The organism is Pseudarthrobacter sp. RHLT1-30-1 (genome assembly GCF_059383415.1).
In genome coordinates this window covers 91,942-105,621 of record NZ_JBWZCG010000005.1, presented here as the reverse complement: position 1 = coordinate 105,621, position 13,680 = coordinate 91,942, and the positions used below count along the sequence as shown (strand labels likewise).

The window sequence follows — 13,680 nt, the reverse complement described above, 5'->3', positions numbered from 1 at the left end:
TCGGGGCCGGCTGTTCAGCAGCCCCGGCGTGAGGCGGCCAGCCGTCCGCGCAGCGCCGCGGCGCCCCAGACGGTCAGCAGGGACGCGGCCAGCATCAGCCCGGCTTCGCCCAGGTCAATCCCGCCCAGCCAGCTGCTCACGGGATCGTTGAGGCCGAAGGCGGCATGGAAGACCCCGCCGAGGGTGATGAGCGAAATGAACAGAGCCGACGCTGCGGAAATGCCGGTGATAAGCGCGTTGAACCCCAGCTTCCGCTGGGGGTGGTGCAGGGCGGAGCTGTACATGCGCATCATGGCGACGCCGTTGGTGGTGTCGCATAGCGTCATGGCCGCGGTGAACGCCAGCGGAAGCGCCAGCAGCGCAAGCGGGGAGACGCCGGCCAGGGCAGCCGCCGTCGCCATGACCAGCAGCCCGATGGTTGTGGCGGTGTCGAACCCCAGCCCGAAGAGGAACCCGATCACGTAGATGTTCCGCGGCCGCCGCACCCCGGACAGGGGTTTCGCCAGCAGCCGGGCGATCAGGCCCGTGGCCTCAAGATCCTTGTCCTGCACCTGACCGCCGGCCCGCACGCTCCGGTAAGCCCGGGCCGCCCGGAGAAACGCGGACCCATTGAACAGCCCCATGGCGAGCAGGAAGATCCCCGAAACGCCACTGCCGACCAGTCCCAGCATGAGGTTTCCGGTTGTGCCGTCCGCCATCAAGTGGCCCACCATGCCCGCGCCGCCCACCACCAGGACCCCGGCCAGGATCACCACCGAGCTGTGGCCCAGGCTGAAGGCGAACCCGACGCTGACCGGGTCCTTACGCTGGGCGACAAACGTGCGGGTCGAGTTGTCGATCGCGGCGAGGTGGTCCCAGTCGTAGCTGTGTTTGACGCCGGCGCCGTAAGCGGTCAACACCAGGCCAATCGCGAGCTGCTCTCCGCCCGTCGCCAACCCGGCAATGAGGAAGCCGACGGCGGCAACGTGCAGGGCCACTACGGCACCGAACGTGACCGCCAGCCGGGTCCGCAGCGGGAGCTGCCCGCGCTGATGATAGAGCGCCGCGTAGTCGGCCAAGGTGCTCATCAGTATTTCCTGAGGTCCAGCGGCTCCGTGCCGTGCCACCGCTTCCGGAGTAGGGCACTGCAGGCGCCCAGGAGCCGGTTGAGTTCTTCGGTGCTGTTCGAAAGGGAGCGGAGGACAAGTCCGCGGATGCCATCAACTGCTGCAGTCAACGAGATCCCCGTGTAGGCGTCGTGTGCGTCGGTCAGTACGTGAAGTTCGTCCGCGAGGGCATGGTCAACCCGCGCATCCACCACGATCAGCGATCCCACGTGGCTGAAGCCCTCCATGAATCCTATCCCGGTGACGTCGTGCAGCGGCGGCCGGATCAGCACATTGTCCAGCGCCAGCAGTCGCCTCCCGGCGCCGGAATCGATCCCGATTTCAGTCCGGAGCCGCAGCTCCTGGTAACGGAACGACGCCCCGTCCGGTGACCAGCCGGGCGTGATGACCTCGGACATCACCAGGCTCGACGTCGGGTGCATGGTGAGGTGCGTGTTCTGCCGGTAGCTGGCCTCGCGGTAGGCGATCAGCTGGTCCGGGGCAAGCTCCAGCTGCGCGCCGGCGCCCAGCCGCAGCCGCATCCGCTGCTCGGCAAACGAGCCCGGCGTCCGGTAGATCTTGGTGGCCGACTGGGTCGTGAGCAGCAGCCTCGCCCCCGCGGCCACCTCAACATCAATGACATACAGATCAGCCCCCAAATAGGCCCCGCCGGGATTCACCACGACATAACAAACCTGCCCCGAGTCATCCAGGTAATGCGGCCGCAAAACCCGCAACGCGCCACGATGGTACTGATGCGACGCTACCGAGCGTCCGCCTCGCACGTCGATGCGCAAGGCGAGTTCCCCCATGGGTGCGACGACAGCAGGTGGAGCGAGAGCCGCCGTCGTGCTCATGGCGCCAGGTCGAGCATCAGGACATCCCGCCGCATCCACTCGATGACGCGCTCCAGCCCCTCGTCGGTCTTGAGGTTGGTGAAACAGAACGGCTTGTCGCCGCGGAATTCCCTGGAGTCCCGTTCCATCACTGCAAGGTCGGCTCCCACGTGCGGGGCGAGATCGGTCTTATTGATGATGAAGAGGTCGGCCTTGATCATGCCCTGGCCGGCTTTGCGCGGGATCTTCTCGCCCTGGGCGACGTCAATGATGTAGATCGAGAAGTCCACCAGTTCGGGACTGAACGTCGCGGAGAGATTGTCCCCGCCGGATTCCACGAAGATCACCTGCAGGTCCGGGTGCCGCTTCTTGAGCTCCTCGATGGCGGCCGTATTCATGGAGGTGTCCTCGCGGATGGCCGTGTGCGGGCAGCCTCCGGTTTCCACTCCGATGATCCGGTCGATCGGGAGGATACCGTTGGCCGCCAGGATCCTGGCGTCCTCGATCGTGTAGATGTCGTTGGTGATCGCGGCCATGGAGATTTCCCGGCTCATGTGGCGGGTGAGCCGCTCGACCAGCTGGGTCTTGCCGGCGCCCACCGGTCCGCCGATGCCGATTTTGATCGGTTCAGACATATTCTCCTCCAAGCATATTTCTCGAACGGTTCGGTTAGCTCATGAACATGCGGGCACGCTGGCGCTCGTGCCGCATCTGCGAAATTTCCAGGCCGGGGCTGACGGCACCGAAGTCGGACCGGTCGAGGCCGCCGGCCCGCCCAACCGCGGCAGCGACGTCGTCGGCCGCGTTCCGCAGCAGCCGCTGCCCGGCGTTCTGCCCCAGCGGAATGGCCCGGACGGCGTTCTGCGTCAGCGAGGTGACCGCCGCAAACAGATAGGCGGCGAGGGCCTCCGGCAGCGGGATCCCCAGGGACCGCGCGACGACGGCGAACGCCAGCGGCTGGTGGCCGGTGGCCCCGCCGGAGCCCACCAGTCCCCGGTAGTCCGCCAGCCCGGCGGACGGAAAGATTTCGGCGCCGATCTCGAGCAGCCTGGTCCCCATTTTGATGCTGGCCTCGCGCAGCTGCCGGGGCAACAGCTGGGCGGTCAGCAGCGCGTCCAGTTCGGCCACGGGAACGCCTTCGTAGAGGAACCGGATGGCCAGGGCGTCCGAGTAGGTGAGCTGCTGGGAGATGAACGCCGTCAGCCACATCCCGAAAGACTCCTCATCCCGCACCAGCCCGCGGTCGACGTAGGTTTCAAAGCCCAGCGAGTGCGCAAACGCCCCGGTCGGCAGCGCGGAATCACACAGCTGCTGCAACGCCAGCTGGTAGGACGCGGGCCTAGTGGGCGTGTCCGGCATGGCGGAAGGGGACGGGCAGCACGCGCTCCTGGCGGGCATAGGGCGCTCCGACGTGTTTCAGGTAGTCCTCAACGGTGTGGTCGTACTGGCAGACCATGACCTCGGCCCCGTATTCGGAGGAGGCATCGAAGAACTGGGCCTGCAGGTGCCGGTTGCCGAGGGAGTGGGCCACCACCCCCATTTCGTGGATGGTGCGCGGGGCAATCACGAGGACATCGGTGGGCAGCACCGACACCACAATCATGGTGGCCGCGGCCACGTGCAGGATGTCGCCGTCGCGCAGGTCCCCGGAGCCGGCGGACAGCCGGATGCCGAGTTCCTGGCCGTGGTCGGTGGTGACCCGCTGGATGCGCTTAACCAGCTGGGCGCTGGGGAGCACCACCTTTTCCCGGTGCAGCCCGAGGTACGGGTCCGGTCCGGGCGGCAGGTCGTGGGTGTTGCCGAGGACCTTAACGATGATCATGGTGGTCTCCTCTGGATGGCTAGAAAAGGAAGTAGCGCTGCGCCATCGGCAGCACGTCGGACGGCTCGCAGGTGACGTCCGCGCCGTCGACGCTCACCTGGTACGTTTCCGGGTCCACCTCGATCTTCGGGGTGGCGCCGTTGTACCGCAGATCCGCCTTGGTGAGGCTGCGGATGCCGGACACCGGCCGGATGACCTTCTGCAGTCCGAGCTCCGCCGGGACCCCGGCGTCGATCGCGGCCTGGGACAGGAAGGTGATGGAGGACTGCTGCAGGGCCTTGCCGTAGGTGGCGAACATGGGCCGCATGGTGCGCGGCTGCGGGGTGGGGATGGAGGCGTTCGCGTCGCCCATCAGCGCGTAGGCGATCTGGCCGCCCTTGAGCACCACTTCCGGCTTCACCCCGAAGAACGCCGGGTCCCAGAGCACCAGGTCGGCGAACTTTCCGACCTCCACCGAGCCGATCGAGTCGGCCATGCCCTGCGCGATGGCCGGATTGATGGTGTACTTCGCCACGTAGCGTTTCAGCCGGAAATTGTCGCTGTCCGCGCCCCGGCCGGTGGCGGCGCCGTGCACACCTCCCTCCGGGTCCTTAAGCACGCCGCGCTGCCGCTTCATCTTGTCGGCGACCTGCCAGGTGCGGATGATGACCTCGCCCACCCGGCCCATGGCCTGCGAGTCCGAGGAGGTGATCGCGAAGATCCCCAGGTCCTGCAGCACGTCCTCGGCGGCGATGGTTTCGGCGCGGATCCGGGAGTCGGCGAACGCCACATCCTCCGGGATGTCCGGGTTCAGGTGGTGGCAGACCATGAGCATGTCCAGATGCTCCTCGATCGTGTTGCGGGTGTACGGCAGGGTGGGGTTGGTGGAGGCCGGCAGGACGTTGGGCAGCCCGGCGATCTTGATAATGTCCGGGGCGTGCCCGCCACCGGCGCCCTCGGTGTGGAAGGTGTGGATCACGCGGCCGTCGATGGCCCGGATGGTGTCCTCCACGAAGCCGCACTCGTTCAGGGTGTCGGTGTGGATGGCCACCTGGACGTCGAACTGGTCCGCCACGCGCAGCGACATGTCGATTGAGGAGGTTGTAGCGCCCCAGTCCTCATGGACTTTGAGCCCGATCGCGCCGGCGCGGATCTGCTCGGCGAGGGGCTCGACGGCGGACGCGTGGCCCTTGCCGAACAGGCCGATGTTGATCGGGAGCCCTTCGACGGCCTGCAGCATCCGCTGGATGTGCCATTTGCCGGGGGTGACGGTGGTGGCCTTGGTGCCCTCGGCCGGGCCGGTGCCGCCGCCGATCATCGTGGTCACGCCGCTGCACAGGGCGGTGGGGACCTGGTCCGGGGAGATGAAGTGGATGTGGGAGTCCACGCCTCCGGCGGTCAGGATTTTCCGTTCGCCGGCGATGATCTCGGTGCTGGCGCCAATCACGATGTCCACGCCGTCGGTGATCTGCGGGTTGCCGGCTTTCCCGATCCGGAAAATGTGCCCGTCCCGGAGCGCGACGTCGGCCTTGTAGATTCCGCTGTAGTCCAGCACCACCACGTTGGTGATCACGGTGTCGGGAACTCCGCCGCCGGAACCGACACTGCCGAAACCAGTACTGCCGTCCCCGTCCCGGGTGACCTGGCCGTTCTGGCCCATGCCGTCGCGGATCACCTTGCCGCCGCCGAACACCACTTCCTCGCCGTAGACGGTGAGGTCCTTCTCGATCTCGAGGAACAGTTCGGTGTCGGCGAGACGGATGGCGTCGCCCGTCGTCGGGCCGTACAGGTCCGCGTACTGCCTGCGGGACAGTTCGAAGCTCATGTGGTGACTCCTTTAACAGGGGCAAGCGCGCCGTTGACCGCGTTGCTGAGACCGTAGACCTCACGCCGGCCGGCGAGTTCGATCAGCCGGACCGTCCTGCTGTCCCCCGGCTCGAACCGGGCCGCCGTGCCCGCCGGGATATCCAGCCGACGGCCGTAGGCGGACTGCCGGTCGAATGTCAGCGCGGCGTTCGCTTCGGCAAAGTGGAAGTGCGAGCCCACCTGCACGGGCCGGTCGCCGGTGTTGGTCACGACGACGTCGATCGCCTCACGGCCCGCGTTCAGCAGCACGGGACGGGGTCCGAGGGAGTATTCTCCGGGAATCATCTCCGCCGCCCTACCGGATCGGATCGTGGACGGTGACGAGCTTGGTGCCGTCCGGGAAAGTGGCTTCGATCTGGACGTCGTGGATCATCTCCGGCACGCCCTCCATCACGTCGTCGCGGCCGAGCAGCGTGGTGCCGTAGCTCATCAGCTCCGCGACGGTCCTGCCGTCCCGGGCGCCCTCGACCAGTTCATAGCTGATGATGGCCACTGCCTCCGGGAAGTTCAGTTTGAGCCCGCGCGACTGGCGGCGGCGGGCGAGGTCGGCCGCGATCACGATCATGAGCTTTTCCTGCTCACGGGGCAGAAGATGCATGATGGAATCCCTTCATCACCGGACGGCCGCGAGGCGGAAGGCGCCGCGGTGTTGCCAGCGTAGACGTGGAACGTTTCCTGCATGTTACCGGCGTCACAGATGAGGCAGTAGGGCCGGTCTCGGGGAAATGCCGGACGCCTTGCGTGCGCTGGTGCCCCCGGCGCCGGTGTCTCCGGCCACCCTCGAGGTCAGTGACGGGCAGGTCCCGGACTGCGGCCACTGGTCCAGGACCCCTATCGGCCCCCGGCAGCAGCCGCGATTGGTAGGCTTGACGGATGAAACTTCGCCTCACCGCCCTGTCCGCTGCCGCCCTCCTGATCGCCCTGACCGGCTGCGGCCAGGTGCAGGACGCCGCGAACAAGGCGGTCAGTGACGGGGCATCCCAGGTTGCCACCGCGGCCGCCGGTGAAGTGAAGAAGCAGGCCTGCACCCTGGTGGAGGACGGCCTGGTCAGCGTCCAGGACAAGGAACTCCTGGGCGGTCTGGTGGCCGGCGCGGAGACCGCTGGTGTTCCCACCGAGATCACCACGCCGCTGCGCCAGATCGCAGATTCCGGCGACCAGGCTCCGGCCGAATCCGTCAAGGCCCTGCAGGACGCCTGCGCCCAGTAACCCCTCGGCGGTTGGGCCCCTCGCGGGTCGGGCGGCGGTCTAGCGCTTGCCCTTCTTCCGTGACCCCTTGCCGCGGCCCTTGTCCGGGTTCGGCGCGTAGCGCTGCGCGACCTTCGGCTTCTTGACTGCGGGTCCCCGCCGGTCCGGTTTCGGTTCCTTCTTCGGCTTCCCCTGCTGGGCGGAGGGCTGGCGGGAGCTCGCCGCGGTGCGGCCGCGGACGATCCCGATGAACTCCTCGATCACTTCGTCGGTGCTGTCGCTGGGCCACGCCAGGGCGATTTCCGTGGTGGGCGCCCCGGTCAGCCTGCGGGCCACGGTGTCTTTGACGTTGAAGTGGCGGGCCACGGACATCGGCAGGATCACCAGGCCGGCCCCGGTGGCCACGAGCTGCAGGGCAAGTTCCGGGCCGCCGAGTTCCGCCACGTCCAGGAACGTCTCCTGGCCGAGGTCGGAGAGGTCCACTTCCTCGAACAGGGAGATCTCGTGTCCCTTGGGTGCCACCACCACGGGCTGCTCCTCGTAGAGCGGGATCACGTTCAGGCCCTCGCGCTCCACTGGCAGCCGGACGAAGCTCAGCTCCGCGGAGCCGTCGCGCAGCACGGTGAGTTGCGCGCCGTCGTCGGACATAAACGAGTGCAGCGGAACATCCGGCATCCGCTCTTCCCAGCGCCGGGTCCATTTGCCCGGTGTCACGCCGGGGACGTAGGCGAACCGCAACTCGCGCGCTGCTGCTTCGGCCGGGGCACCGGCGGTTTCGTCGGGGGTCTGGGGTGTTTCTTCTGCTGCGGACACATGTTCACAGTACCGCCCGGGCTGGCGTAGGCTTCCGCCCGGCGGGCTGTTTGGTGCTGATTTGGTGCCCCGCCGGATACCCTTGAAGCATGACCTCTGCAAACTCCCAGTCCATGAAGCCGGCCACCGTTGCCAAGAAGCTTGGCATCTACCTGCCCGCAACACCCCAGGAGTTCCAGGATTCGGAAATCAGCCGCGCCGACTTCGCCGAGCTCCAGGCCAACCCGCCGGAGTGGCTGGCGGAACTCCGCCGCAGCGGCCCGCACCCCCGTCCGGTGGTCGCGCAGAAGTTGAACGTCTCCATCAGCGGCCTCGCCCGCGGCGGCGTTGAGGAAGCGCTGACGACGGCGGAAATCACCGCGCTGCTGCAGGCTCCCCCGGCCTGGCTGGTCGCCGAACGCTCCACGCACGCCGCCGTCCGCGCCGAGGCGCAGCGGGTCAAGGACGATGCCGCGAAGAAGGACGCCAAGAAGGCACGCACCGCGGCCGAGTAGCCTGGCCGCCCGGCGGCGGACTCTTCACTTCCCGGAGCTGCAGGAGATCCCGATCCGGGACCTGCCGCTCTACAGCCCGGATTTCGACGCTGCCTACCCTCCCGAGGGACAGGCCCTCAAGGACGCTGTCGCGGCCTCGGACGGCATCCTGTTCGTCTCGCCGGAGTACAATCGCTCCATCCCGGGAGCGCTGAAGAACGCCATTGACTGGGGTTCAAGGCCCTGGGGCACCAACTCATTCGCGCGCAAACCCACCGGGATCATCGGTGCTTCCCCGGCGGCATCGGCACCGCCGTGATGCAGTCCTCGTTCCGCAGTGTGCTCAGCTTCCTCGATGCTCCGCAGCTGAACGCGCCCGAGGCCTACATCCGGTTCGTCCCGGAGATCTACGGGGAGAACGGCGAGATCAGCGACGCATCCACCGCGGATTTCCTGCGGCACTATATGGAGGAATACGGCGCGTTCGTCGCACGTGTCCTTGCGGCGAACGCCCCCGGCCATATCGGCGACGAGCACCCGGACGAGAAAAAGCTGACGCGTTAGGCCCTGTCCGCGGGCTGCCGACGTCGGTCGGCACCGGGCGCGGGTCAGACCCGGCTCAGTCCTGGTGGAGCTGGACGAAGTTCCCGCACCCGTCGTCGAACACCGCCGTCGTGCCGCCCGGGCCCGTCGAGGGCTCGCCCTGGAACATGACCCCCTTGGCTGTAAGCCGCTTGAACTCGGCCTGGACATCGGTCACCCCGAAGACGATCGCCGGCAGCCCGGCGTCGTGGCAGCCGTTCATATAGGCGGCCCCGATCGGGTTGTCGCTGGGCTCCAGCAGCAGCCCGACGGATCCGCCGCCGGCGCCGGCCGGGTCCTTCACGATGTACAGGTTGTGCTCCGGGAGGGCCATCAGGCTTTCGAAGCCCAGGGTTCCGGTGTAGAACTCGAAAGCAGCGGCGGGGTCCTTGACGTGGATGCTGCACATTTTCAATCGCATGGGCCCTAGGCTACGCCGGGACGGACCGTTCGAGAACCGGACCGGCTGGCGGCCGCCGCACGATTGGCTGCACCATTGACGGCCCGCTTCCGATGGATTCCAATGGAATCAGCGGAACCTCGCCCGCCCCGGGCAGGATCCCTGGAGGTGTTGGAATGCCGTCCCTGTTTGAACCCGTCCCATTCCCGGCAGTGCAATTTCTCGCCCTGGCCGCCGTGATCGTCTGCGCGGCGGGGGCCTCCGTCTATTTGCTCCGGAAGCATCTGGCCGACGACGACGGCCTGCCGGACGCCGTCTTCTGGGACGGGTTCGCCGGGTTCGCCATCGTTGCGCCGGCCGTGATCCTGCCCGCCCTGGTGGCCCCGTGGGCCGGGCTGCTCCTCGCTGTTGCCGCCGTGGGCGCGGCGGCTGCCTCGTATCTCTGGACCCCCCGGGTCTTCAGCTGGCAGGCGGACCGGCGCTTCTCCCGGGAGACGGCTGCCAGGAATGAGGAGGCAGCCGTCCGGCACCGCAGCGCCCTGGCCAGGTGGCAGCGCTATGAACTGGACCCCGCGCACACCATCGACTTTCCGGCCATGAGTGACCCGCGGCAGCCGGAGACGGCGGCCCTGATCCGGGCGATGAGGGCCGCGGAGCGGCTCCGCGCCGGTACCGACGCCGGCTACGCGCCGGCGGTTGACCGACTGGAACGGACCCTTGCCGACGCCGAGCGGGCGGCCGGTGTCCGCCGCGACGCCCCGGCCGGCACCGCCGCATTCGCCGCCCCGGATCCGGCCCTGGGCTGACGCATCCGGCACTCCACCGCGGCTTAGTTCCTGCACTCCACACCGGCCTGGTTTTGTCCCTGCGTTCCACAGTCACCCCTGGAAGGAAGCACCATGACAGACATCACCATCATCGGCAGCGGCAACATGGCACGGGCGATCGGAACCCGTGCTGTGGCGGCCGGACGGTCCCTCCAGATCCTGGACCGGACCCCTGACCATGCGGCCACCCTCGCAGCCGAACTGGGTGGTGACACGACGTCCGGAAGCCTGGGCGACATCCCGGACGGGGACATCGTGGTGCTGGCCCTCTACTACGGCCCGGCCAGGGAAGTTGCGACCCACTACGGCGACACCCTGAGCGGCAAGACCGTGGTGGACATCGGCAACCCGATCAACACGGACACTTTCGATTCCCTGCTGGTCGAACCGGGGACCTCGGGTGCCGAGGAGATCGCGGCCCTGCTGCCCGGGGCAAAAGTCGTCAAGGCGTTCAACACCACGTTCGCCGGCCCGCTGACCGCCGGAGTGACGGGCGGCCTGCCCCTGGACGTCTTCATCGCCTCCGACTCCGAGGAGGCCAGCAACCAGGTCGCCTCCTTCGCGGCGGCGGCCGGGCTCCGGCCCTTGCGGGTGGGCGGGCTGCGGCATGCCCGGGAGCTCGAGGGCTTCATGCTCCTCGTGATGGCCCTGCAGGCCAACCCGGTGTACGAGTCGTTCAACTGGGCCACCGGGCTGAAGATCATCGACTGACCGCCGCCTAAAGCTCGACCGTGCCGCTTTCGCCGACGCTCATCCGGCTGTTCAGGACCTTGGACTTGACCCACTGCAGCACCGTTGCGGCGGTTCCGCCGGGGCTGGTCCAGTATTCGGCGGAGTCCGAATCGACGCGGAGCAGCACCACTTCCGGGGTGTCCGGACCGTCCGGGAACCACGCCTCGACCATCTGGTTCCACAGCTCGTGGATCTTCTGCCGGTCGGTGACGACTTCTGCCGTTCCGGCCACCGACACCCACTCGGTGCGCTTGCCGAAGGAGACGTTCACGCCCGGGTGCGCCCGGACGTGGGCGACCTGGGAGGTGGTGGCCGAGGTGAAGAACCACATGTCGCCGTCGTCCTTCACGTCCTGGACCGCCAGCGGACGGCTGACCAGTGCGCCGTCTTCGTTGACGGTGGTGAACATCCCGATCCGCGAATCGTTGATGATGTCCGTAACTTTGCTGATGCCTTCTGCGTCCGACATGCTGTCACCTCGTTCTGGTACCAAACAGGGGAAGGTCCCCCTCCCGCCAGCCTATTGGTAAGTGTGCTTACTTTCCAGTGGCTGCCCGAAGAGGACCCTCCCCGGCCGGAGATCCCGGGCGCTAACCCTTCGGCAGGACCTGGCCCTTGAAGAACTCCGGGCGGATCCGGGCCATGACCAGCATGAGCACGACGCCCAGCAGGATCACGCCCATGCCGAGGATGAACACCAGGCCAACGCCGCCGACGGATGACCCGGAACCGTACGCCGGGTCCATGGAGTCGTAGGCGGTCTTGAAGAACATCACCAGCAGGATGACGCCGCCCAGCAGCGGGGACAGGAACTTGAAGAAGAACGCCTGTGCCCCGTTGAAAGCCTCGGCGCGGAAAAACCAGACGCAGGCCAGGGCGGTGATGCCGTAGTAGAAGCAGATCATCATGCCGAGCGCAGTGATGGTGTCCCACAGGGCGTTCTCGGACGTGGTCCGGGTGATCACATAGAACCCCGCGGCGGCGATGGCCGCAGCGATGGTCGCGTAGCTGGGGGACTTGTAGGTGGGGCTGATCCTGCCGAACTTCGACGGCAGTGCCCTGTAGTGGCCCATCGCCAGCAGCGTCCGGGCCGGCGAGACGAACGTCGATTGCAGGGACGCCGCAGAGCTGCTCAGGATGGACAGGGACATCAGGATGGCGAACGGTCCCATCACCGGTCCGGCGAGGACGGCAAAGATGCTGCCCTGGTTTTCCGGGTTTCCGGCGCCCAGCCCCTCCTGCCCGATGCCCGCGAATGCCAGCGTGGCCAGCGCGACGGTCATATAGATGATCACGATGACCAGCACGGTGACGGTGGCCGCGCGGCCCGGGGTCTTTTCCGGGTTGCGGGTCTCCTCGTTCATGGTCAGGGTGACGTCCCAGCCCCAGTAGATGAAGATCGAGAGCGAGACGCCGGCGGCGAAGGCCGAGAAGGATCCGACGGCGAACGGGTTGAACCACTCGGGTGTGATCGCGGTGGCGTCGAAGGCGCTGCCGTTGGCGACGTGGCTGAAAGCGGCGACGGCGAACCAGCCAAGGACGAAGAGCTGGAACGCGACCAGCACATACTGCACGCCTTTGGTGGTTTCCATGCCGCGATAGGAGATCCAGCACGCCAGCGCGATGAACACCAGCGTCGTAGCGATGTTCAGCGGCAGGTTCAGGGTCAGGTCAGCCAGTTCCGGATTGCCGAACAGCTGGGCCAGCATGAGGTAGAAGAAGTCCACCGCCACTGCCGCCAGGTTGGAGAGCACGATGATCGTCGCGGCGATCAGGCCCCAGCCTCCCATCCAGCCGATCCACGGGCCGAAGGCGCGCGATGCCCACGTGAAGGAGGTTCCGGCGTCGGGCATGGCGTTGTTCAGTTCCCGGTAACCGAAGGCCACCAGCAGCATCGGAATGAAGCCCACCAGGAAGATCGCGGGCAGCTGGACGCCGACCTGGGCGACCGTGGGCCCGAGTGCGGCTGTCAGGGTGTAAGCCGGCGCAATGCAGGACACGCCGATGACGACGGCGCCGATCAGGCCAACGGATCCGGCTTTGAGGCCCTTGGCGCTCAGTCCTGCGTGGTGGTCGTGTGGGGTCTTCGCCGTCACGTGTTCGGTGCTCATTGGGGTGCCTCTCGGGAAGTGTCAGTCGAGGTTGCGGGGTTTTCGGGCTTGAGCTCGTAGCCGTTGGGAACCACGAGCATTGGCACCGGGAGGGCGCGCAGGATCCGGTTCGCGGTGCTGCCCAGGAAGATGGAGCGCGCCTGGGCCAGCCGGCTGGAGCCGATCACCAGGATCTCGCCGTCTTCCCAGTCGAGGCCGTCCACGGTCTCCTCGATGCTGCGCCCCTGCGCGACGACGACTTCCGTGGCGGCCGCCAACGGGATGCCCGCCGGGCTGACCGGCGCGGCAGCCGCGACCGACTTCTCGGCGTGCTCGCGGGCGGCCCCAACCGCCGCGGCCGGGTCGCCGCCGTCGAGCGCCAGCAGGGAGACCACCCGCAACGGGACCTTCCGGTTCGCCGCCATGCCAAGGGCGAAGTCCAGCAGCTTCCCGGCTCCCGCCCGGGTGCCGAGTCCGCAACTGATCCGGGTCAGCGGCTCCATGCGGTGGTAGCCGTGCGGTGCCAGGGCAACCGGAACCGTGGAGGCGTGCAGCAGGGCGCTGGCCACCGACCCGATGGTGAAGCGCTTGAAAAGCCCTGTGCTGGTGGCGCCAATGACAAGAATGTCCGCGCCGAGCTCCTCGGCCGCCTCAATCAGCGCGTGGGCATCCGAGTCGCCGGTGCGGAGGTGCACCTGCGCCGGGACGTCGGCCGGGACGAGGGCGAGGGCCTCGTCGAGCCACTGGCGTGCCTGCTCGTTGAGGAGCTTCTCGAAACCGGCTTTGGGTGCATGGGCGGCGCCGAACTGCTGGACTTCCGGCACGACCAGCACCAGGTCCAGGCTCGCGCCGCGGCCGCGGGCCAGCGAGACGGCCAGATTTACCGCATCATGGCCCCTGTCATTGGCTGAATACCCCACTACATAACGCATCTGGCCGATCCTTTCTGAACTGTCGGGGGTTGGGTCGGGCGGCGGGATGGATCAG

17 protein-coding genes and 1 pseudogene are annotated in these 13,680 nt (G+C 67.5%); 5 read left to right on the top strand and 13 right to left on the bottom strand.

The features are described from left to right. Positions 1-14: 14 nt before the first annotated feature. Genes AC50YM_RS05940 through AC50YM_RS05905 form a run of 8 tightly spaced genes read right to left on the bottom strand, consistent with a single transcriptional unit; the run spans position 15 to position 6,186 of the window. A complete protein-coding gene (locus AC50YM_RS05940) occupies positions 15-1,067 on the bottom strand; it encodes a HoxN/HupN/NixA family nickel/cobalt transporter (protein ID WP_494956046.1) in 1,053 nt (350 codons plus the stop codon). Continuing rightward, positions 1,067-1,942 (bottom strand): urease accessory protein UreD, encoded by an 876-nt coding sequence (locus tag AC50YM_RS05935; RefSeq protein ID WP_494956045.1) that lies wholly within the window; start codon positions 1,940-1,942, stop codon positions 1,067-1,069. Before AC50YM_RS05935 ends, AC50YM_RS05940 begins: the two co-directional genes overlap by 1 nt. Then, on the bottom strand, positions 1,939-2,556 hold the full coding sequence (gene ureG / locus AC50YM_RS05930; RefSeq protein ID WP_494956044.1) for an urease accessory protein UreG: 618 nt from the start codon (positions 2,554-2,556) through the stop codon (positions 1,939-1,941). The genes AC50YM_RS05935 and ureG overlap by 4 nt, the downstream gene beginning before the upstream one ends. Positions 2,557-2,590: 34 nt before the next feature. Continuing rightward, complete coding sequence (locus AC50YM_RS05925) at positions 2,591-3,280, bottom strand: urease accessory protein UreF (protein ID WP_494956043.1); 690 nt, start codon at positions 3,278-3,280, stop codon at positions 2,591-2,593. Continuing rightward, positions 3,261-3,743: an urease accessory protein UreE gene (gene ureE / locus AC50YM_RS05920; protein ID WP_494956042.1), complete on the bottom strand. Its 483-nt coding sequence runs from the start codon at positions 3,741-3,743 to the stop codon at positions 3,261-3,263. The genes AC50YM_RS05925 and ureE overlap by 20 nt, the downstream gene beginning before the upstream one ends. A gap of 19 nt (positions 3,744-3,762) precedes the next feature. Continuing rightward, the gene (gene ureC / locus AC50YM_RS05915) at positions 3,763-5,547 is read right to left on the bottom strand and encodes an urease subunit alpha (protein ID WP_494956041.1); all 1,785 of its coding nucleotides are present in this window, start codon (positions 5,545-5,547) and stop codon (positions 3,763-3,765) included. Next, on the bottom strand, positions 5,544-5,873 hold the full coding sequence (locus AC50YM_RS05910) for an urease subunit beta (protein WP_494956040.1): 330 nt from the start codon (positions 5,871-5,873) through the stop codon (positions 5,544-5,546). The genes ureC and AC50YM_RS05910 overlap by 4 nt, the downstream gene beginning before the upstream one ends. A 10-nt stretch (positions 5,874-5,883) precedes the next feature. Further along, positions 5,884-6,186 (bottom strand): urease subunit gamma, encoded by a 303-nt coding sequence (locus AC50YM_RS05905; RefSeq protein ID WP_494956039.1) that lies wholly within the window; start codon positions 6,184-6,186, stop codon positions 5,884-5,886. A gap of 275 nt (positions 6,187-6,461) precedes the next feature. Here AC50YM_RS05905 and AC50YM_RS05900 point away from each other — a divergent pair, with 275 nt between their 5' ends. Continuing rightward, positions 6,462-6,797 carry a hypothetical protein gene (locus tag AC50YM_RS05900; RefSeq protein WP_494956038.1) on the top strand — a complete coding sequence of 112 codons (336 nt, stop codon included), beginning with the start codon at positions 6,462-6,464 and terminating at the stop codon, positions 6,795-6,797. Positions 6,798-6,836: 39 nt separating this feature from the next. On the opposite strand, the gene AC50YM_RS05895 is transcribed toward AC50YM_RS05900, so the two are convergent. After that, a complete protein-coding gene (locus AC50YM_RS05895) occupies positions 6,837-7,589 on the bottom strand; it encodes a LysR family transcriptional regulator substrate-binding protein (RefSeq protein WP_494956037.1) in 753 nt (250 codons plus the stop codon). A gap of 89 nt (positions 7,590-7,678) precedes the next feature. Here AC50YM_RS05895 and AC50YM_RS05890 point away from each other — a divergent pair, with 89 nt between their 5' ends. Both AC50YM_RS05890 and AC50YM_RS05885 read left to right on the top strand, forming a co-directional pair. Next, positions 7,679-8,083: a DUF5997 family protein gene (locus tag AC50YM_RS05890; RefSeq protein ID WP_494956036.1), complete on the top strand. Its 405-nt coding sequence runs from the start codon at positions 7,679-7,681 to the stop codon at positions 8,081-8,083. A gap of 34 nt (positions 8,084-8,117) precedes the next feature. Beyond that, positions 8,118-8,626, top strand: a pseudogene (locus AC50YM_RS05885) (NADPH-dependent FMN reductase); the annotation flags it as partial. Positions 8,627-8,681: 55 nt separating this feature from the next. Here the strand turns inward: AC50YM_RS05885 and AC50YM_RS05880 are convergent. After that, positions 8,682-9,065 (bottom strand): VOC family protein, encoded by a 384-nt coding sequence (locus AC50YM_RS05880; RefSeq protein ID WP_494956035.1) that lies wholly within the window; start codon positions 9,063-9,065, stop codon positions 8,682-8,684. A 191-nt stretch (positions 9,066-9,256) separates the two neighbouring features. Here AC50YM_RS05880 and AC50YM_RS05875 point away from each other — a divergent pair, with 191 nt between their 5' ends. Next, complete coding sequence (locus tag AC50YM_RS05875; RefSeq protein ID WP_494956034.1) at positions 9,257-9,850, top strand: hypothetical protein; 594 nt, start codon at positions 9,257-9,259, stop codon at positions 9,848-9,850. A 93-nt stretch (positions 9,851-9,943) separates the two neighbouring features. Beyond that, positions 9,944-10,582 carry an NADPH-dependent F420 reductase gene (locus AC50YM_RS05870; protein ID WP_494956033.1) on the top strand — a complete coding sequence of 213 codons (639 nt, stop codon included), beginning with the start codon at positions 9,944-9,946 and terminating at the stop codon, positions 10,580-10,582. A gap of 7 nt (positions 10,583-10,589) precedes the next feature. Here the strand turns inward: AC50YM_RS05870 and AC50YM_RS05865 are convergent, their stop codons facing one another. The 3 genes from AC50YM_RS05865 to AC50YM_RS05855 all read right to left on the bottom strand — a co-directional run bounded on the left by AC50YM_RS05865 (position 10,590) and on the right by AC50YM_RS05855 (position 13,625). Beyond that, positions 10,590-11,072 carry a pyridoxamine 5'-phosphate oxidase family protein gene (locus AC50YM_RS05865; RefSeq protein ID WP_494956032.1) on the bottom strand — a complete coding sequence of 161 codons (483 nt, stop codon included), beginning with the start codon at positions 11,070-11,072 and terminating at the stop codon, positions 10,590-10,592. A gap of 121 nt (positions 11,073-11,193) precedes the next feature. After that, positions 11,194-12,714 carry an APC family permease gene (locus tag AC50YM_RS05860; RefSeq protein WP_494956031.1) on the bottom strand — a complete coding sequence of 507 codons (1,521 nt, stop codon included), beginning with the start codon at positions 12,712-12,714 and terminating at the stop codon, positions 11,194-11,196. Continuing rightward, complete coding sequence (locus tag AC50YM_RS05855; protein WP_494956030.1) at positions 12,711-13,625, bottom strand: universal stress protein; 915 nt, start codon at positions 13,623-13,625, stop codon at positions 12,711-12,713. The genes AC50YM_RS05860 and AC50YM_RS05855 overlap by 4 nt, the downstream gene beginning before the upstream one ends. Positions 13,626-13,680: the final 55 nt, after the last annotated feature.